The 20,728-nt window shown below is 42.4% G+C and carries 15 protein-coding genes, 3 tRNA genes, 1 pseudogene and 1 riboswitch; of the genes and pseudogenes, 6 read left to right on the top strand and 13 right to left on the bottom strand.

Annotation, left to right across the window (positions count from 1 at the left end; translation table 11 throughout):
- Positions 1-70 precede the first annotated feature (70 nt).
- The 6 genes and pseudogenes from DHBDCA_RS00095 to DHBDCA_RS15595 form a co-directional block, all read left to right on the top strand.
- A complete protein-coding gene (locus DHBDCA_RS00095; RefSeq protein WP_015042091.1) occupies positions 71-1,354 on the top strand; it encodes an ArsB/NhaD family transporter in 1,284 nt (427 codons plus the stop codon).
- A 307-nt stretch (positions 1,355-1,661) separates the two neighbouring features.
- Positions 1,662-3,026 carry a TrkH family potassium uptake protein gene (locus DHBDCA_RS00090; protein WP_015042090.1) on the top strand — a complete coding sequence of 455 codons (1,365 nt, stop codon included), beginning with the start codon at positions 1,662-1,664 and terminating at the stop codon, positions 3,024-3,026.
- A gap of 11 nt (positions 3,027-3,037) precedes the next feature.
- Positions 3,038-3,694, top strand: coding sequence for a potassium channel family protein (locus tag DHBDCA_RS00085; protein ID WP_015042089.1), 657 nt, complete (start codon positions 3,038-3,040; stop codon positions 3,692-3,694).
- Between the two features lie 856 nt (positions 3,695-4,550).
- A riboswitch (cyclic di-GMP riboswitch) is annotated at positions 4,551-4,638 on the top strand.
- A gap of 418 nt (positions 4,639-5,056) precedes the next feature.
- Positions 5,057-5,479 (top strand): RNA polymerase sigma factor, encoded by a 423-nt coding sequence (locus DHBDCA_RS00080; RefSeq protein ID WP_015042087.1) that lies wholly within the window; start codon positions 5,057-5,059, stop codon positions 5,477-5,479.
- A gap of 588 nt (positions 5,480-6,067) precedes the next feature.
- Entirely contained in the window at positions 6,068-6,307 is a 240-nt protein-coding gene (locus DHBDCA_RS00075) for a helix-turn-helix domain-containing protein (protein ID WP_015042086.1), read from the top strand.
- Positions 6,308-6,394: 87 nt separating this feature from the next.
- A pseudogene (locus DHBDCA_RS15595) lies at positions 6,395-6,988 on the top strand (site-specific integrase); the annotation flags it as partial.
- A gap of 775 nt (positions 6,989-7,763) precedes the next feature.
- On the opposite strand, the gene DHBDCA_RS00065 reads toward DHBDCA_RS15595, so the two are convergent.
- The 13 genes from DHBDCA_RS00065 to dnaA form a co-directional block, all read right to left on the bottom strand.
- Positions 7,764-7,857 (bottom strand) — tRNA-Ser (locus DHBDCA_RS00065).
- Between the two features lie 299 nt (positions 7,858-8,156).
- Positions 8,157-8,612, bottom strand: coding sequence for a tRNA adenosine(34) deaminase TadA (tadA, locus tag DHBDCA_RS00060; RefSeq protein ID WP_015045015.1), 456 nt, complete (start codon positions 8,610-8,612; stop codon positions 8,157-8,159).
- 156 nt (positions 8,613-8,768) lie between these two features.
- Positions 8,769-8,847, bottom strand: a tRNA-Arg gene (locus DHBDCA_RS00055).
- A gap of 143 nt (positions 8,848-8,990) precedes the next feature.
- Positions 8,991-9,079: transfer RNA gene (locus DHBDCA_RS00050), tRNA-Ser, on the bottom strand.
- A gap of 146 nt (positions 9,080-9,225) precedes the next feature.
- The gene (gene serS, locus DHBDCA_RS00045) at positions 9,226-10,491 is read right to left on the bottom strand and encodes a serine--tRNA ligase (protein WP_015042084.1); all 1,266 of its coding nucleotides are present in this window, start codon (positions 10,489-10,491) and stop codon (positions 9,226-9,228) included.
- 12 nt (positions 10,492-10,503) lie between these two features.
- Positions 10,504-11,094 carry a pyridoxal 5'-phosphate synthase glutaminase subunit PdxT gene (gene pdxT, locus DHBDCA_RS00040; protein WP_015042083.1) on the bottom strand — a complete coding sequence of 197 codons (591 nt, stop codon included), beginning with the start codon at positions 11,092-11,094 and terminating at the stop codon, positions 10,504-10,506.
- A complete protein-coding gene (pdxS, locus tag DHBDCA_RS00035) occupies positions 11,091-11,975 on the bottom strand; it encodes a pyridoxal 5'-phosphate synthase lyase subunit PdxS (protein WP_015042082.1) in 885 nt (294 codons plus the stop codon). The genes pdxT and pdxS overlap by 4 nt, the downstream gene beginning before the upstream one ends.
- 68 nt (positions 11,976-12,043) lie before the next feature.
- Positions 12,044-14,512, bottom strand: a complete 2,469-nt coding sequence (gene gyrA / locus DHBDCA_RS00030) for a DNA gyrase subunit A (protein WP_015042081.1) — start codon at positions 14,510-14,512, stop codon at positions 12,044-12,046.
- Between the two features lie 14 nt (positions 14,513-14,526).
- Positions 14,527-16,461 carry a DNA topoisomerase (ATP-hydrolyzing) subunit B gene (gyrB, locus tag DHBDCA_RS00025; protein WP_015042080.1) on the bottom strand — a complete coding sequence of 645 codons (1,935 nt, stop codon included), beginning with the start codon at positions 16,459-16,461 and terminating at the stop codon, positions 14,527-14,529.
- Positions 16,462-16,664: 203 nt separating this feature from the next.
- On the bottom strand, positions 16,665-16,916 hold the full coding sequence (locus tag DHBDCA_RS00020; RefSeq protein WP_015042079.1) for an extracellular matrix regulator RemB: 252 nt from the start codon (positions 16,914-16,916) through the stop codon (positions 16,665-16,667).
- Positions 16,917-16,919: 3 nt separating this feature from the next.
- On the bottom strand, positions 16,920-18,017 hold the full coding sequence (recF, locus tag DHBDCA_RS00015; RefSeq protein WP_015042078.1) for a DNA replication/repair protein RecF: 1,098 nt from the start codon (positions 18,015-18,017) through the stop codon (positions 16,920-16,922).
- 21 nt (positions 18,018-18,038) lie between these two features.
- Positions 18,039-19,136, bottom strand: coding sequence for a DNA polymerase III subunit beta (dnaN, locus tag DHBDCA_RS00010; protein ID WP_015042077.1), 1,098 nt, complete (start codon positions 19,134-19,136; stop codon positions 18,039-18,041).
- 254 nt (positions 19,137-19,390) lie between these two features.
- Positions 19,391-20,728, bottom strand: a complete 1,338-nt coding sequence (gene dnaA / locus DHBDCA_RS00005) for a chromosomal replication initiator protein DnaA (RefSeq protein ID WP_015042076.1) — start codon at positions 20,726-20,728, stop codon at positions 19,391-19,393.

Below are 20,728 nucleotides of genomic sequence, written 5' to 3'. Positions count from 1 at the left end.
GGACAAAATGAAAGAAAGTAAATTAAAATATTAAATAGGTCTATCTTTAATCTAAAAGTGGAGGAACAAGATGTCACATAATACTCAAGTTATCGTTGCAGCGGTAATTTTTTTGACCACCTATGCTTTTATAATAAGCGAGAAAATACATAGAACGGTGGTCGCTTTGGTCGGGAGTGCCCTTGTCATTTTAATAGGCATTCTAAACCAAGAGGAAGCGATTGAAGCAATTGATTTTAACACCATAGGATTACTCATTGGGATGATGATCATCGTCGGCATTACCCGTCGAACAGGTGTGTTCGAATTCCTGGCCTTAAAAGCGGCGAAGCTAGCAAAGGGAGACCCGTGGCTAATTATGCTGTTCCTGGCAATTCTGACAGCAATCGCATCTGCGTTTCTGGATAATGTGACGACGGTAATGCTTATGGTCCCTGTTACATTTTCGATAACTGAAAAACTGGATATAAATCCTATTCCATTTTTGCTTACGCAAGTTATTGCCTCAAATATTGGAGGAACAGCTACGCTAATTGGTGATCCGCCGAACATCATGATCGGCAGTGCCACAGGCCTTACCTTTGTCGATTTTATCCTTAACCTGGGTGGGGTTATTGTTATAATTTTCGTTGCGACGATGGTTGCTCTGAAATATATTTATCGGAAATCATTACGTGTGGATGATGATAAAAAAGTAATAATTATGTCCTTGGATGAAAGTCAAGCGATCAAGGATCACTTTCTTTTGCGCAAATGCTTAATTGTGCTTGCTGTTACAATAATAGGTTTTATGCTGCATGGTATGTTACATCTGGAATCCGCGACGATCGCGTTGGCTGGCGCCAGTCTTTTGTTATTAATCACCCGTGAGGAGCCGGAAGATATCCTTTTGTCAGTCGAATGGCCAACTATCTTTTTCTTTGCCGGACTGTTTGTACTGGTCGGGGCTTTAGGGCATGTAGGGATTATTGAATGGATTGCGAAAAAGGCACTGGATGCTACCGGTGGTTCGTTGCCATTAACAACGATGTCCGTTCTGTGGTTGTCTGCGATTGCTTCAGCGTTTGTAGATAACATCCCCTTTGTTGCCACTATGATTCCTTTGATTCAAAAGATAGGGGAAATGGGCGGGATAGAAAACCTAAGACCGCTATGGTGGGCTCTTTCATTAGGGGCTTGTTTGGGAGGAAATGGGACTTTAATCGGGGCATCCGCTAATGTGATCGTTGCTGGGCTGGCGGAAAAGCAAGGTTTTTCAATTACGTTCAAAATGTTCTTTAAACTGGGTTTTCCTTTAATGTTACTCTCGGTGGTAATAGCCTCAGTGTATGTCTACTTAGTTTACTTGTTTTAAACACAAAATTATCCAGCTATTTTTTCTATCGATGTCATCACCTGGAGATAATGGTTACTTCAGGTTAGGAAGTATGTTTAGGACAATGGGTTCCTTTTTAGCTCAGTTACTATAGGATTTTACCAAAAATATTTATGTCGTCGAAAAAGAGCCTTCCTCATTATGCAGGTCGCCTATAGCTAAGTCATAAATTTAACTTATAATAGTGCTGATGGCAATCAGTTATATTTTTACGACAACAAGGTAGGGTTGGTTAGCGGTTAGTGGATGAATATTATAACTTTATGATAATTACATGGAGACAAGTATGAACGACATATTTAAAATTGATATTAACACGCCAACTACGCAAGGAAAGAAAAAACTCTCGCCCCCACAGATACTGGCTATCGGATTTATTTCTGTCATCCTCGTCGGAACTTTGTTGTTGAGCTTATCTATAGCCACTGTTAACGGAAAAGGATTACCTTTTATTGATGCTTTGTTTACAGCAACCTCAGCTGTCTGTGTTACAGGCCTGGTTGTTGTAGACACCGGATCTGTGTTTTCTGTTTTCGGGCAAATCGTCATCCTTTTATTAATTCAGATCGGTGGTCTTGGTTTTATGACCTTCGCCACCTTCTTTGCCATCCTTCTGGGGAAAAAAATAAATCTTCAAGAAAGAATGATTCTGCAGGAAGCTTATAATCAGTCATCTTTGGAAGGGATTGTAAGGCTGGCAAAATATATTTTCCTGGCGGCGTTTCTTATCGAAGCTATAGGTATCATTATCCTTACGATAAGGTGGTCGTTCGATTTTAACGTTGGCAAAGCTTTTTATTACGCTTTATTTCATACTGTGTCAGCTTTTAACAACGCAGGGTTTGACCTGTTTGGAAATAGTTTGATGAGGTTTCAACGTGATATTGTTATAAATCTTACCGTAATGGTCTTGATTGTCTTAGGTGGTATTGGGTTTTCGGTAATTTCAGATGTCTATTTCCAACGTGGAAGGAAGATGAGCCTGCATTCCTGGATTGTAATCCGGACGACGGGGTTATTGATTGCAATCGGGGCTATACTCTTTTTCCTCCTGGAGTTTAATAATCCTGACACGCTTGGCAATCTTGGGTACCAAGGAAAAATTCTTTCTTCTTTGTTTCAATCGGTTACTCCCCGTACTGCCGGATTCAATACTATAGATATTTCCGCGCTTCAAGATACAACGATACTACTTATGATAGTATTTATGTTTATAGGAGCTTCGCCTGGGTCGACCGGGGGAGGGATAAAAACAACAACTTTTGTAGCGATCATGTTATCGATTTTCAGCATATTCAGAAATAAAAGTCAAGTAACCATTCATGGAAGATCTATTCCCAAAGAAGTTATCCAGAAGGCAGTGGCGATTATGACCTTGGCTATTATATGGATTATTTTAGTTACTGGGTTGTTGTCGATTACGGAAGAGGCGGACTTGATAACTTTATTGTTTGAAACTGTATCTGCTTTCGGGACGGTCGGTCTATCCTTGGGAATAACTTCCGATCTTACCCTTTTTGGGAAAATCTTAATTATTCTTACAATGTTTGTTGGAAGAGTTGGTTTATTGACAATCGCTTTTTCCATCGGTAAAGGTAACAATCCAGGTAATCAAGCAAAATATCCCGAATCAAAAATAATGATTGGATAGGAGCAAGAGAAATGAAAAAGGATAAACAGTTTGTGGTGATTGGGATCGGACGTTTTGGGAAAAGTGTGGCTACTTCCTTGTATAAGCTTGGTTATGAAGTATTAGTCATCGATAATTCGGAAAAAGAAATACAGGATATCGCTAATCAAGTAACCCAGGCGGTTCAATTGGATGCCAGAGACGAAGAGGCTTTAAAAAGGTTAGGTATTCGCAATTTTGATGTCGCCATTGTCGGGATTGGTGATGATATTCAATCAAATATTTTAGTATCTGTATTGCTCAAAGAACTTGGGGTACAGAGAGTTGTCGCCAAAGCGAAAGACGCTCTTCATGGCAGGGTTTTAGAAAAAATAGGAGTGGACAGGGTTATCTATCCGGAACGCGATATGGGGATACGGGTGGCACATAATCTCACTTCCACCAATGATTTATTAGAATATATTGAGTTATCTCCCGATTATAGCATCATAGAAGTATATGCTCCCCGGGAATTTGTAGATAAGACCATAGGAAAATTGAATTTGCGGGCAACATATCAGGTAAGTGTGATAGCCATTAAAAGTGTAGAAGAAATAATCGCGGCACCTGGCGCGGAGGCGCTTATTAAACAAGGCGATATTTTAGTCGTTATCGGCTCAAACCAAGCAATTAGTAATTTGCCAAAATGATGAGTTAAATAAAGTTATGACAGCTGGATGCAAAATAACCTACCTAATCTAAGATAGTATTTTATAATTGTTTTGAGAAAAGATTTACGAGTTTCGCACTCCCCCCCTAAAGCGGCCCCCTTTTCAAAAGCAGTAATTCCGCGTATTAGTATCTCTTTAATGCCAAAACACACGTGGAGAGTATAATTCTGATGACGTATTGTGGTCCTAAGGACAAATAAGGCACTTAGACCACGAGATGCAGTGATTCTGGAGCGAAACACTAAACTACCACTAAACCACCCGTCAAATCAAATAGCGGGTGGTTTAGTGTTTCGCACACTTTATATGCTCATTTAGTTGAGTGTATTTATCTTAACGATAAAACCCTCCTTGTTTGAACCAAATCATACCTTTCTTCAGATGAATCAATTCTAAAGCTTCTAAGTGTACTTGATCGACGAAGCTTCATTTAAACGAAAAAGGAAGTTATAAAAAATGCATTTCACGGTTATAGGTTCACCCTTATTTTTCAAAGACACTGAACCAGTAAATAATGTTTCGAATTATGAAATATATGGGTATTTTCATCAATAAGCATTACTTTTGTTTTAAGAGAGTAAAAGGGAACTTCAATAGAACTGGAATACTGACCATCCAGGGAGTATCTGCCCTTTACCATGATCAACTCAAAATACAACTCAATTATACAATATCCGCTTATTTCGACAACACAATTTGACATAGATTTATGCAAAAAGAGTTTATCATATAATTTAACATAACATGACAAATACGAACTCAATATGCGTATTTATTATTCTATGTCAATTAAGACAGTATTTTATTCCTTTAACTTAACGCATCAACTAAATAAAAAAGATAAGGGCAAAGTTGTCTAAAGACAGCGACGCAAAGCCATAGGGTCTAACGTGCCAATGCACTATGACAGCCTGGTTGCCGAACAGTTTTACGGTATATCCTGCCCTTTCGAGGCAGTTTTTTTATTTGCGTATAGTCGCATTACCCCCTGAGATTAGGGTTGTTTTTTCATGGCTTTGCTCTTTGCCCCAAGCAAAGGGAGTGCTGCTAATTGCGAAGCATGTTAAAAATTACCCTCCTGAGGTGTAAATAAAGAAGAATTTCATAATGTTCTTTATAAATCTTACTTGACAAACGTCACGGTGGATAAGCCCGCGATTTGCCTTAAGCAAACTGCGTGCTTTTTTATTTGGCAAAAACATGTTGCTTATCAGCTTAAGGCTTACAATCGCCATTATTATATATTTTCTTTTTTCTCAAGAAAATTATTTAAATCCGTTAGGTGCCGTTCCCCGCCTTCTGTTTTGGTTTTTACGAAAAAATCAAAACGGAGGTCTGAAAATGAAAAGGATTAATTTGCGAGATTATTACCCATTTTATCAATTTGACTTTTTTGTTGAAGTTGCGGATGAAATCGCTTCTTCTCTGAAGTGCTTCAAGCTGAGCGAGAATGCTTACAAATTACGCACATACAGACACAAAGCCTATTACTCTCTCGACCGTGGTGACGGTATTGAGCAGGAAATTGTTTTCATTTCCTTGTCTCCTCAAGAGATTTATGAGAGGAAAGTCACCAATCATGAGTTATATACTGCCATCAACAGTTTGCCGGAAAAGCAAGCAAAACGTGTTTATGCTCATTTCTTTTTGGGTATAAGCAAAACCGCCATTGCTAAAGCAGATGGCATTAGTGAAAGCGCAGTTAGGGAATCCATCGAACGCGGACTAAAAAATATCGAAAAGTTTTTAAAAAACTTTCTGTAACGCCCTGCGATTTTGCCTAAAAAATGAAGTGGTTATTAGAGGGACAAATTCTTCCCCCCTTACTGATCTTTGACAAGTAAATAATTGTTTTTATTCGGTACTTTCCCTGTATGCCCTGAAAAGGAAAGCCAAATAGCAGATACGCCATAACCACCAATCCTTCAACAATCAGATTTAGTGAAGCATAAATGATGTTGCGATTGAATTAGGTCAGGTACGAGCGATTAATATCCATGCTATAAATAAATGCTGGCAGCATTTAAGGCGATGACACATACAGAGGGATAATGATACTTCCGTCCAGCTACAGCCCTGCTATAGCAGGATCACGCAATGGGGGCGGCTTGCAGAGAACCTGGGAGAGGTGAAATTCCTATGAGGACGGTCAACCGCTGTCCGCCGAATAAAACCATAGTCTTATAAACCAAAACAGAAGTGCAGTATAGGGGTGCGCCTGTTTATGATATGCGCTACGTGTCTGAACGAAGGCGCATTCTCCCGCTGCGCTAATCAAAATAATGACGATTGTTTCATATAAAAATTTTTTTATGAAGTTTAGACCTGATAAAAGCAAGAGGAGGCTTAATTATGGCTAATGAAAAATTAACGCAAGAAAAAGCCTACCGAATCATGCTAAAAGGATACCCCGATGTGCTTGATATAAAGCAAATGTGTAAAATTCTTGGCATCAGCCTTAAAACGGGTTACGGTTTGATACAGGAAAATAGAATTGAATGCCTAAAGGTTGGGCGGGCCTATAAAATCCCCAAGCCTTTTTTGTTGAGTTATTTGAGAATAGGTCCAAGCAGAGACAGTGAAGAAAAATGAGATTTACACATTTTACGAACCTTTTTTATTGTGCTACATTCATCTTGTCAACGGCAGGTGAGTGAATAATTTGAAAGGAGGGACCATATGGAACTAACCACAATGCTGAAAATGGTCGGACTGACCGAGGATGAATTAATAGGAGGCTTCATTACACCTAAGAAAGGCTATTATTATACTGTTCTCAACCGAAAGAATCGGAACGGAAAACGCAAGCCCCTTTGGACATCAACCGGGCTTGCCACAACCGAGGAAAACGAAGCGGAAGCTGAAAGCAAATGCCTGGCGGCAAGAATCCAATATTCCCTTGACTTGAAAAACGGCATAGCTGATAAGGATGAAAAGACGGTTGCGCAGGAAACGCCCGAGGAAAACAACAATGCTCAGGACGATTCTGATGAAAACTATTCTGAGAATCCCTTGTTTGCAGATTTACTAAATGAATGGCTTGCCTTCAGGCACCCAGATAATATTGTAGTCGGCGAAGATTTTAACTTTGACAAAACAATCAAGCTCAATACCTGGGCCGGATATGCAGAAAACGTCGAGCACAACTTATATCCGACCTTCAAGGCTTACGGCTGCACTGTCCGGGAAATTACTCCCGAGCTGCTTAAGGGACATTATGGTTACCGACTGAAACATGGCAAGAAGAAAGCGACAGTTGCCAAGGATTACACTATTATCAACCAGGCATTGAATTATGCCGTCAGCAAAAAGATGATTAGTGTAAATCCAAACAGCGCCATCACCCTGCACAAAATCGAGAAATACAATGCCGCTACTCTCAATGCCGATCAGATGCAGTATTATCTTGAGTTTATCGTAGGGGATATTATTGAAATTCCTATATTGCTCGGCGGCTTCTATGGGATGCGGCGTAGTGAGTGTGTTGGCACCAGAGAAAGCCAGTTTGATTTCAGGTATAAATTCTTTCGGGCCAGCCACACCGTAACAAAAGCAGTGATCGACAAGAAAAAAATATATATCCCGTCCGACAAGCTCAAAACGGATTCAAGCAACCGTACTTATCCTTTAATTCCTTATGTCGAGGAAAGGATAAAAGCTAAGATAGCGGAAAATAAAGAACTGAGGGCGCTTTGCGGCAGTTCTTACAGCAAGGAATGGCTTGGTTATCTTTGCGTTCATCCTTTGGGAGAAATCATCGACCCTGACTATATAACCAACAGACACCGTGATTTGCTCAGAAAGGCCGGATTGCCTCATGTCAGGTTCCATGACCTTCGACACTCGTGCGTAGGGCTGATGATGGCCAACGAGGTGCCTATGGAGCGGATCAGGGATTGGGGTTGGTCACGAGCGATATTCGGACAACGGTTAATACTTATGGCCATCTGGAATACCAATCAAAGAAAAAAACAGCAAAGATCATTCAAAAATCTTTACCGCTTAAAATGGCAGGAGCTGCTAATCTTTAAAATTAACAGCTCCATGATGGCGGAGAAGAAGGGATTTGAACCCTTGCGCCCGGGGAAACCAGGCCTACCGCATTTCGAGTGCGGACCCTTCAGCCACTTGGGTACTTCTCCGAATTATTAACTTTATTCTAACACCTCGGATAGAACTTGGATAGAACAACTCAAAAATCCATCTCTATTCGAACTCCGAGGGCTTGGAAAACCCCATAAAATCAAGGTTTTCGGCTACATGGCTTCCACATTGCCCAACACATTTCGAGTGCGGCGCGTTACGGCCTCTTCGCTACTTCTCCATGTAAAATTTAAACGGGCACGGCCTCAAAAATATGATTTCGAGTGCGGTGCGTTATGACCACTTCGCTACTTCTCCATGATAAATATATTATTTTTAAGCTTTATGGGGTTTTGCTTTAGGCTTTGGTACGTTTTTCCCGGAAATATTGTTTTAACAGTACTGAGCATTCTTCTTCCAAGACGCCTGCCGTGACTTCAACTTTGTGATTCCAGCAGTTTCTGTTCAATACATTCATCACGGACTCAACAGCGCCGCCTTTGGCATCCGTCGCTCCGTAGACCAGATGTTTGAGCCTAGCTTGAAGAATCGCGCCGGCACACATCGGGCAGGGTTCCAGGGTGACATACAACGTCGCATCCGTCAGCCGCCAGTGACCCATCACTTCAGCTGCTCGCCGGATGGCGAGGACTTCGGCATGTCCGGTCGGGTCTTGTTTCTGCTCTTTTTCATTGAAGGCGACAGATAGAATTTGCTGATTCACGACAACGAGCGCGCCAACCGGAATCTCATTGCATTCATACGCCTTTTGGGCTTGGTCAAGCGCAAGTCTCATCCAATCTTCATGTTTCATTTCTCTCAGCCTCGAATACCATCCTGCCAGGTCGGCAAAAAAATCAAAATATGCTGGACAGGAAATACAGATTCAGGATTGACATAGTACGAGTACTTCTAATGTTTGCAGCGGCAAATCTGATAAAAAAAAGGCCTTAAAACCTTTGCAATATGATGGTGGCCCCGGGAGGACTCGAACCCCCGCAAGACAGGGTTTAGGAAACCCCCGCTCTATCCACCTGAGCTACGAGGCCATATGGATTGCATGGCGGAGGGGGTGGGATTCGCTCCGCTCCGCCTTCGGCTCGCTATCACGCCAGGGCGGGATAATGCTCCCATAGGTCGCATTATCTGACTCGCCCGTTCGAATCCCACAATAATATTTGATAATTATGCATGGCGGAGGGGGTGGGATTCGAACCCACGGCCCCTTTCGGAGTCACCGGTTTTCAAGACCGGCTCCTTAAACCGCTCGGACACCCCTCCAGCAGTAAGACGAGAGATAGTATAACATAAACTTTAGAACTAAACAAGAAGCTGTTTGCGCCAATTTTAAACAATGAAGCAACAAACAATATAATAATCTAATTGTATTAATGCTCTCAGCTAATCAAAAAAACTTTTATTCTAATCTAACCTATAAATTCCGTGCCCATGTAAGGAACCAGTGCTTTCGGAATCCTGATTCTACCGTCTTCTTCCTGGTAGTTTTCCAGAATGGCCGATACGGTCCTGCCGATGGCCAGTCCGCTGCCGTTCAAGGTATGCACAAACTCCGGTTTTTCCTTAGGTCCGCGCCGAAAGCGAATATTCGCTCTTCTGGCCTGAAAATCATTAAAATTGCTGCAGGAAGATATTTCCCTGTACAGATTAAAGCTTGGCAGCCATACTTCAATGTCGTACGTTTTAGCAGAGCTGAATCCAAGATCGCCGGTGGACAAGGCAATAACGCGGTAAGAGAGTTCCAGTTCCTGCAAAATCGCTTCAGCATCTGCGGTCAGCATCTCCAACTCCTGGAAAGAGTTCTCCGGAAAGGAAAATTTTACAAGCTCGACTTTATTAAACTGATGCTGGCGGATCAGCCCACGGGTATCCCTCCCGGACGCTCCGGCTTCGGCGCGGAAACACGCACTGTAGGCACAAAATTTAATTGGAAGCATATCTGCTTCAAGGATCTCATCTCTGTAAATATTGGTGACCGGTACTTCCGCTGTAGGAATCAGGAAATAATCAGTTTTTTCTACTTTAAAAGCGTCTTCTTCGAATTTGGGCAACTGGCCAGTGGAAAACATAGACTGCCGGTTGACCATAAACGGCGGAAAGACCTCTGTATAGCCTTTGGCGGCATGCCTGTCCATCATAAAATTGATCAAGGCTCTTTCCAGGCGCGCTCCGAGCCCTTTGTAGAACGTAAATCGAGTCCCGGTTACTTTGCCGGCCCGGGCAAAATCCAAAATATCAAGTTTTTCCCCCAGCTCATAGTGGGCCAGCGGCTGAAATTCAAACTTCCTGGGTTTACCCCATTTGCGGACTTGGATGTTATCATTTTCATCTTTACCAACCGGAACAGATGCATCGGGAATATTCGGGATCAAATAGAGTACTTCCAGCATTTTTTGCTCGATCTCGTTTAAACTGTCATCCAGCGTTTTGATGTTCTGACCAACCTCACGCATTTGAAGGATCAGCTCCTCGGCATCCTGCCCGCTTTTCTTCCGCCGGGCAACTTCTTCAGATACCTTATTGCGTTCCGCTTTCAGATTTTCCGCCTCAAATAAGATTTGCCGTCTTTTTTCCTCTTGGCGCAAAAAATCATCCAGGTTGATATCGGCACAGCGTTTTGCTAACGCTTCTTTGACAATCTCGGGATTGCTGCGCACAAATTTTAGATCGAGCATAACGGGCCCCTCCTATTTTCGATACTGATCAACGATGTTAATGAAATATTCATGAATTCTGGTATCGTCGGTAAGCTCGGGATGAAACGCGCTGGCCAGAATATGATCATCCTGGACCAAGACAATCTTTCCGGCATATGCGGCCAGCACATCGACCTCCGGACCTGCTTCCGTCACATACGGCGCGCGGATGAATACGGCCCGCAAATTTCCGCCTTTTAGTCCCTTAACCGGGATATCCGCTTCAAAACTCGCAATCTGCCGGCCAAAAGCATTTCGTTTGACGGAAATATCCAGAAGCCCCAAAGAATACTGGCTACTCTGGTCAATTCTCTTACTGAGCAGAATCATGCCGGCGCATGTCCCAAAAATGGGAAAACCTTCACCAGCCATTTCTGCAATTTTGTCGCCAAAACCGTCAATTTCGAGCTGCTTGCCAATGGCTGTGCTTTCCCCGCCGGGAATAATCAGTCCGCTGATTTCTTTTAAATCATCGACACTGCGGACTTCAACTCCTCCAACCCCAAGTTTTTCCAAAGATTTGCAGTGCTCGCGAAAAGCGCCCTGGATAGCCAGGACACCAATCTTCTTTTTCATGCTCACCAGCCCCGATCCTGCATTCTTTCCGCCGGAGCAATCGAGGAAATCTCCAGACCAGGCATTGCTTCACCGATTTCTTCGGAAAGTTTGGCCAGTATGTCCGGATCATTGTGATGGGTGGTTGCGAGAACGATCGCTCTGGCTCTCTTGGCTGGTTCAGAGGATTTAAATATGCCGGAGCCAACAAAAATACCGTCGCAACCCAGCTGCATCATGAGGGCTGCATCAGCCGGTGTTGCGATTCCGCCTGCGGCAAAATTTACAACCGGCAGTTTGCCGTGTTCGGCAACATATAGAACCAAATCGTAGGGTGCGGCCATTTCCTTGGCTGCGGTCATCAGTTCCTCTTTCGGCATGGTGGTCAGACGGCGGATATCGGCCATAACCGTCCGCATATGACGCACTGCCTCAACCACATTGCCTGTTCCGGGTTCACCTTTGGTGCGGATCATCGCAGCACCCTCGCCAATCCGACGCAGGGCTTCACCGAGATTGCGCGCACCGCAGACAAATGGCACTTTAAAATTATGCTTGTCAATGTGGTAAAGGTCGTCGGCAGGAGTCAGAACTTCGCTCTCATCAATGTAATCCGCGCCAAGTGCTTCCAGGATGCGGGCTTCGACAAAGTGTCCAATTCTTGCTTTAGCCATAACTGGAATGGTTACAGCCTCCATGATTTTATTAACAATGGTCGGATCGGCCATTCTTGCCACACCGCCTGCTGCCCGGATATCAGAGGGCACTCTTTCCAGGGCCATAACTGCACAGGCCCCGGCTTCCTCCGCTATTTTTGCCTGCTCGGGTGTTGTGACATCCATAATGACGCCGCCTTTTAACATCTCCGCCAAGCCTGTTTTTACTTTCCATGAAGCTACCTCAACCATGAATGATTCCTCCTAATAGATCTGTTAACCGTCCTATTGTTCCCTGTTAACATCATTTTATTAATCGTTTATTCTTCTTCTTTGCTTACAAATTTAGCTACGGCCACGACCTTGCTTTCACCGGTTCTCATAGCAGTGACTCCCTGGGCCGATCTCCCCTGGACGGAGATGCCGCTGACTTCCTGACGGATCACAATGCCTTCATCGGTAATGACCATCAGTTCCTGATCGGCGGTGACGACCTTGACGGCGGCCAGAGGCCCAGTCTTAGAAGTTACTCTATGCCCGATAATGCCTTTGCCACCGCGTCCCTGGATCCGGAATTCACTGAGTTCGCTTCGTTTAGCAAAGCCATTCTCGGTAACGGTCAGCAATTCCAAATCACTAGCGGTTTTATCCACGACATCCATGGCAATGACATAGTCATCTTTCCTGAGAGAGATTCCTCTTACGCCGCGGGCTGTCCGTCCCATGGCTCTGACATCTTCCTCAGAGAAACGAATCGCCAAGCCCAGACGGGTTGCAATCACGACATCATCATCTTGTTTCGTGAGGCGCACGCCGATCAGTTCGTCATTTTCATCCAGCGTCAGCGCAATCAAGCCATCACTTCTTTTTGTGTCGTAATCCTGGAGCGAAGTCTTTTTGACAATCCCGTTTTTCGTTGCTGTCAGCAGGTTGAATTGGTCTTTAAACTCCTTGACAGCAATCGTCGCAGTGACTTTTTCATCCTGCGCAAGACTCAAAAGGTTCACAATCGCAGTCCCTTTAGCGGTCCGGCTTGCCTCAGGTATTTCATGCGCCCGCAGACGGTAAACCTTGCCACGTGAAGTGAAGAAAAGAATATGATGATGTGTAGAGGCAATAAACAGGCTCTCCACAAAATCATTTTCTCCGGTAGACATGCCGTTGACACCACGTCCACCTCTTCTCTGGCTGTGATAGGTGTTTAAGGGCAGTCTTTTGATATACCCTCTGTGTGTGACCGTAATTACGACGTCCTCATCCGCGATCAGATCTTCAATTTCCATCTTCGTCGCATCAAAGGTAATTTCTGAACGTCTCGGGTCCGCAAATTTATCCCTGATTTCCTTAAGTTCAGTTTTAATAATTCCACGAACCATTTTGTCCGAATTCAAAACTGCCGTCAGGTAAGCAATCTCATCCATCAGCCTTTGATACTGGGCATCCAGTTTTTCACGTTCCAAACCAGTCAGGCGCTTTAAACGCATGTCCATAATCGCCTGGGCCTGTCTGTCGCTGAAATCAAAGCGCAGGATCAGTTTGGCTTTGGCGATGTCATCATCCTTGGAAGAACGAATGATCTCAATGACTTCATCGATATAGTCCAGCGCCTTGCGCAGTCCTTCAACAATATGTGCCTCATCTTCTGCTTTCTTCAGTTCAAACCGGCTGCGCCGGACAATAACTTCCTTTTGATGTTTGATAAAATATTCCAGAATTTCCTGCAGGTTGAGTACTTTCGGGGTATTGTCAACCAGCGCCAGCATATTGATCCCGAAACTATCTTCCATCTGGGTATGCTTATACAACTGATTCAGAATGACCTGAGGTGTAACATCCCTGCGCAGTTCAATCACAATACGAATCCCTTTCATTGTGGTCTCATCGCGCAAATCGGTAATACCTTCGATTTTCTTTTCCTGAACAAGTTCAGCTATCTTTTCAATCAGCCGGGACTTATTGACCACATACGGAATTTCCGTAACAACGATCTGCATTTTCCCGTTTTTTTCGATTTTTTCGATATTGGCCTTCGCCCGGACCTTGATTGATCCCCTGCCAGTCGTGTACGCGCTGATGATTCCTTCCGTGCCCATGATTTGGGCACCGGTCGGAAAATCAGGTCCTTTAATAAATTTCATCAGATCTCTGATTCCAGGTCGAGGTGCTCCATCTTCGTTATCCTCACTGTCCATCAAATATACGACGCCATCGATGACTTCTCCCAGATTGTGCGGCGGTATATTCGTGGCCATCCCGACAGCAATCCCGGAAGAACCGTTAACCAATAGATTCGGAAATTTTGCCGGCAAAACGTCCGGCTCTTTTTCTCTTTCATCATAGTTCGGACTAAAATTGACGGTATCCTTATCAATATCAGCCAGCATATAAGTAGCCAGCGGAGCCATCTTCATCTCTGTATAACGCATGGCAGCCGCTGAATCGCCATCGATGGAACCAAAGTTGCCATGTCCGTCAATTAAAGGATAACGGCTGGAAAAATTCTGCGCCATCCTGACAGACGCATCATAGATCGATGAATCTCCATGTGGGTGATATTTCCCCATGCAATCCCCGACCAGTCTGGCCGATTTGCTATACCCTTTATTCGGCGTCATCCCTAATTCATTCATCGCATAAAGAATTCTGCGATGAACCGGTTTCAGTCCGTCGCGTACATCCGGCAAGGCTCGGCTGACAATAACGCTCATGGAATAATCTATAAATGATTTTTTTAATTCATCGGAAATTTCAATGGGCAAAACCTTGCCGCTAAAAAGTTCCATGGACATGGTTCAACGCTCCTTTAAATATCCAGATTTCGTACATCCCTGGCATGTTTTTGAATAAATTCCTTACGGGGCTCTACTTTGTCACCCATCAGCATCGTGAATAGCTCATCTGCTCTCATGGCATCATCCATTTGGACCTGAAGTATGGTCCGGGATTCAGGATCCATCGTTGTCTCCCAAAGCTGTTCGGGATTCATTTCACCAAGACCTTTATAGCGTTGGATTTCTGTCTTATCTCTACCGACAGTTTCCATAACCTTACTTAATTCTTTATCACTATAAGCATATTGAATTTGTTTGCCGTTTTTAACCTTAAAAAGCGGTGGCTGCGCAATATAAACATAATGATTTTCAATCAGCGGTTTCATATACCTGTAAAAAAATGTCAGTAAGAGAATCCGGATATGTGCACCGTCGACATCAGCATCTGTCATAATCACAACTTTATGATAACGGGCTTTTTCAATATCAAACTCTTCAGATATTCCGGTACCAAGCGCTGTAATCATTGCTCTTATTTCTGTATTTCCCAGGATCCTGTCCAAGCGGGCTTTTTCGACGTTCAGAATTTTTCCACGCAACGGCAGAATCGCCTGGAATTTTTGATTTCTTCCTTGTTTAGCTGAGCCGCCAGCGCTGTCTCCTTCGACAATGTACATTTCACAGTATCTTGGATCTTTCCAGGTGCAGTCGGCCAGTTTACCCGGCAAAGAAGTACTTTCCAATGCACTTTTTCTGCGGGTAAGATCTCTGGCCTTACGGGCGGCAAGCCTTGCCCGGGTAGCCTGCAAGCCTTTTTCAACAATCTTTTTGGCAACGGCTGGATTTTCTTCAAAAAAAGTCGTTAAACCTTCACCAACCACGCTGTCGACAATGGATCTAACTTCACTGTTACCCAGCTTGGTCTTTGTCTGTCCTTCAAACTGAGGTTCCATGATCTTAACCGAAATAATGGCTGTAAGGCCTTCTCTGACATCCTCACCGCTTAAGTTATTCTCATTGCCTTTTAAAATATTGTTTTTACGCGCGTAGTCATTAACAACTCTGGTCAGGGCCGCTTTAAATCCCGCTTCGTGCGTCCCGCCTTCTGTGGTATTGATATTATTAGCATACGAAAACAAGGTTTCGGTATAACTTTCGTTATATTGAAGGGCGATCTCAACCTTTGTATTATCTTTCTCCGTCTCAAATACAATCGCTTTCTGATGAATCGGATCTTTATTTTTATTTAAATATTCTACAAAATCAATCAGCCCATTATTGTGATTATAGACATCTTTGGCCTCGTTCCGCTCGTCAATCAGAGTAATCATGACATTTTTATTCAGAAATGAAAGCTCCTTCAAACGATGCGCCAGAACTTCATAGTCATAAACGATATCTTCGAAGATTTCCGGATCAGGCTGGAAAGTAATCATTGTCCCGGATCTTCCTTGGTACGTACCGATTTCCTTGAGTTCCGTCAGTGTTTTGCCGCGGGAATATTCCTGGCTGTACTTTTTCCCATCTTTTTTGATCTCGACACGCAAATTAACGGAAAGCGCATTAACAACGCTCATGCCGACCCCGTGCAGGCCACCAGAAACCTTATAAGCCTCGTTATTAAATTTTCCGCCGGCATGCAATACTGTCAAGGCAACTTCCACTGCCGGCTTTTGCATCTTTGCATGCATATCAACCGGTATGCCGCGGCCATTATCTTGAACAGTAATACTCTCTCCCTGATGAATAATAACTTCTATTTCATCGCAGTAACCAGCCATAGCCTCATCGATGCTATTGTCAACGATCTCATAAACCAGATGGTGCAAACCACGGCTGCTGGTGGAACCGATGTACATACCGGGGCGTTTTCGAACAGCTTCTAATCCTTCGAGTACTTCTATCTGGCCGGCATTATAATCAGATCCGGGATTTATTTGATTTGCTAATTCCGATTCATTTTGCAAAGCTGTTCCCTCCCAAATTTATCCTTTAACCTTAATATTATACTATAAAATCTGCTTTCATTCAAACATGAAGACCTCCCAGCTTCCGGAGGTCAATAAAACAACGAATCGTCTTCCTTAAAGAAAACTTGGCTGGCGCCAATCCTTTGGCAGAAGTCCTAGCAGTCTAGATGTATCAAAAAGTACTTGCACTTGCTAATACATTAAAGAATACTTCCGCTTTGTGATCTTTTCATTAACGTTGACGAAGAAATCGGAGACAGATAATATTCCGAATCCGTCATCACAAAGGATTTTTCTTTTCCTTTTTCCGTAATATTCTGTACGGTTCCCTTTTTCATCATTTTATTCAACAAACCGCGGGAAATCTGGTTGCTTCCTGCTGTATCCAAATCAAGGATCAGAATGATTTTGTCTTTTCTCACCATAATATTATTACCGATGTGCAGAAACATCAACTATTTCCTCCTTATATTTCCATTAGATACCTGATATACCACTGCATTCTGATTCGTAATCCTGTCATCTGCACCAGTCATAGTGATGATCGTCTGTTTTTGCAGGGTATTAATATACTCAATTAAATAGTCCCTCCGATATTCATCCAATTCAGAAAGAACATCATCCAGCAGTAAAATCGGATATTCATCTTTTTCATTCCGGATGATTTCCATTTCAGCCAGCTTTAGACTAAGCACCAGAGAACGCTGCTGACCTTGAGATGCAAATATTCTTGTATCATTTCCATTCAGATAAATAATTATTTCGTCGCGGTGGGGTCCGAACAATACAGCTTTTCTCTCAATTTCCTGCATCATTTTTTTCTCAAGTATCTCCGGAAAGCTTTGTAAAGCCTGCTCTAAATCCTTTTTTCCTAAGGCTTGATAAACGATATCGAGATGGTCCTCATCCGAAAAAATGCTTTGAAATATCTTTCTGCAGTGGGTATTCAGTTTATCTGTAAATTCAGATCGATTAATGATAATTTTGGAACCGATCTCACAAATTTGATCATTCCAGGCCTGGAGCTGAATTCTTAACAGATTAATATTCCTTTCGTTTTTTAAAAGAATATTTTTCTGGTGAACAGCCCTTAAATAAGCATTGAGCAGGGCAAAATGCGTAGGTCTAATCTGGGCAATCAGCAGATCAATAAAACGCCTTCTTTCGTTGGGTCCTTTTTTAACAATATTTAAATCATCCGGATAAAAAGAAACCCCATTGACTGTACCAACGTAATCTGAAAGACGTTTACAAGCCAATCGGTTAATCTTCATGACTTTTTTTCCGGTCTCGTAATAACTCTCCAGCATGAAGAGCCTTTCTGAAACTAGAAAAGAACCTGAGAGATAAAAATTTTTCTCCCCCCAGCGTATTAAATCATTTTCTGACTTACAGCGGACCGATTTACCGCTAATAAGATACCCGATTCCTTCAAGGATATTCGTTTTTCCCTGACCGTTGGAACCCATTAGCAAGTTGATTCCCGGCTGGAAGTCAATCTTTTGTTCTTGATAATTTCTGAAATTAACCAAATATAAGTCTTTAATATACATGTTTAAACACGAATCATCATGCTAATTTCTTAGCGGCAGAACTAAACATAAGTATTTATCATTACTTTCGGGCCTGAAGATACAGGGACTAGATGATCCCGAAACTTCCATAACCACGTTTTCGGTGTCAACAACTTTAAGCAGGTCGATGATATACTTGGCATTAAAAGATATTGCAACGTCCTCTCCATTCTGTTCCACTTCGAGCTGTTCAAATACTTTACCCATTTCCGAATAATGATTGATGTTAATATGGGAATTCTCAATATTAAAACGGACCGTATTGGTCTTCAAGTAATTGTCTTTGGATAAAAGAGAGGCTCTTTCTACTGCATCCATCAATTTTCGAGTATATATCAAAAGTTTCGTGTTGCATGTTGCCGGAATAACCTGTTTGTAGCTTGGAAACTGTCCTTCAATCAGACGGGTGACAATTTGAACCTGGCTAAATTTAAAAATAATTCTGGAATTGTTAAAACTGATTAAAATACTGTCATCATCTTCCATTAGCCTATAAATCTCATGCAGGGTCTTGGCTGGAATAATCCCGTTGAACTCTTTCTGATTTCCCTGCAAAACTTCATTGCTGAGTGCCAGTCGGTGCGTATCTGTTCCGACAAGTGTTATATTTTCTTTATTCACCTGAAGCAGCACGCCGGTAAAAACAGGTCTGGTTTCTTCGACTGAACAGGCGAATATGGTCTTGCGAATCATACTTTTAAAAAGTAAAGCCGGAAGTTCAATGCTTTCATTGGAAGTAATATCAGAAATCTCAGGATACTCTTCAGGATCATATCCGTTCACCGCAAAATCAGAGGAATCGTAAAAGATATTAATATTATTGTCAGTACTTTCAATTTTAATTTCGTTATCCGGAAGCTTCCTGGCAATTTCCGAAAAAAGCCTAGCCGGTAAAACAACTTGTCCTTCTTCCTGAACATTGACTGGGACTTGGCATCGAATACCAATTTCTAGATCAGTGGCTTCAAACCAGAGATTTTGGTTTTCTGCTCTCAGTCTGACTCCTTGAAGTATAGGAAGCGTATTTTTGGAGGACACGGCTCTTTGTACAGTGTTGATTCCTAAAATCAAATCTTCCTTTTTGCATAAGACTTTCATCGGATACCTCCTATGTATTCTGACTCTATTTCAAAATTATACCATGTTTATTCACTATTCATAATAAGATATTAATTTAGTAGTAACCGTAGTAGTATAGCGTTAATAATTGTGGATAAAAGGATATAAAAAGCCAAATATGGTTTCTGTCTGATTGGATAAATGTATTGATATCATGTGGAAATGATGGAAAGATATCCACAATTATTAATTTACGGTGTGTTTAAGTAAATAAAATAAAGGTTCATCAGACTCTAACTTGATTTAATTTTACTAATAATGTCATTGATACTCTTTTCAACCAGCGGATCATTTTTTTTTAGTTCGCTGATCTTTTCACAGGCATGAATGACTGTCGTATGATCCCGTCCTCCGAATTTGTCACCGATCTGTTCCAAAGAAAGATCCGTCATCTCGCGGCATAGGAACATCGCGATTTGTCTGGGAAAAGCAATGGTTCTTGTTCTTTTCTTCTGTTTGAATTCCTGAACGGACATCTTATAATGTTCAGCAACACTTTTTTGAATCATATCAAGAGAAATCAATTTTTGATTTTTCTGCGGGATCATATCCTTCAATATCTCTTCTGCCAGGGTAACGGTTATTGGTTGGTTAGTGAGCATGCAGTAAGCTGTTATTTTACTTAAGGCACCTTCCAGCTCCCGGATATTGGATTGAATCTCGGAAGCAATAAAAATAATAATTTCATCAGGTACAATAAAATTTTCCAGCTCAGCTTTTTTGCGTAAAATAGCTATTCTTGTTTCGTAGTCAGGCGGATTAATATCAGTTGTTAAACCCCACTCAAATCGCGAACGAAGTCTTTCCTCAAGTGTTGGTATTTCTCTCGGGGGACGGTCTGAAGAAATAATGATTTGTTTGTTGGCCTCATAAAGAGTGTTAAACGTATGAAAGAATTCTTCCTGGGTGCCTTCTTTGCCTGCCAGGAACTGAATATCGTCAATTAATAAGATGTCAATTTTTCGGTAAGTGTTCCGGAATTCGACCTGTCTTTCATAACGGATAGAATCAATCATTTCATTCGTGAACTGTTCGCCGGTGACATAGAGAATTTTCATTGAAGGAAAATTCTTGCTGATCACATGGCTGATCGCATGCATTAGATGCGTTTTGCCAAGCCCGCTGCCGCCGTAGACAAATAAAGGGTTATAGGATTTAGCAGGAGATTCCGCAACTGCAAGTGCTGCGGCATGGGCAAAACGATTCCCGTTGCCGATTACAAAAGTATCAAACGTATACTTTGGGTTCAGGGAATGAGACAAAACGCCAAAATTAACACCAGGGGTTTCTATTGGGGGAAGATCGGAAGGATCTTGCTCGGCGATAAAGTTTAGAGTAACCGGTGCATTCAGGTAATTTTGAACAGTGGATTTAACGAGCGAGGAATACCTGCTTTCCAGCCAGTCTTTTGCGAACTCATTGGAAACACTGATGGTCAGCCGATTGTTGGAGAAATCAACCAGCTTCGTTGAAGACAGCCAAGTTTCAAAACTGGGCTTAGATAATTCATCTTTCAGTTTCTCAAGGATATTTTCCCAGAAAGCGTTTAAATATATAATATTAGGAGACAT

The organism is Dehalobacter sp. DCA, from assembly GCF_000305775.1.
GTDB lineage: Bacteria > Bacillota > Desulfitobacteriia > Desulfitobacteriales > Syntrophobotulaceae > Dehalobacter > Dehalobacter alkaniphilus.
The sequence above is the reverse complement of the archived record's forward strand: the minus strand, read 5'-3'. Positions and strand labels throughout refer to the sequence as shown.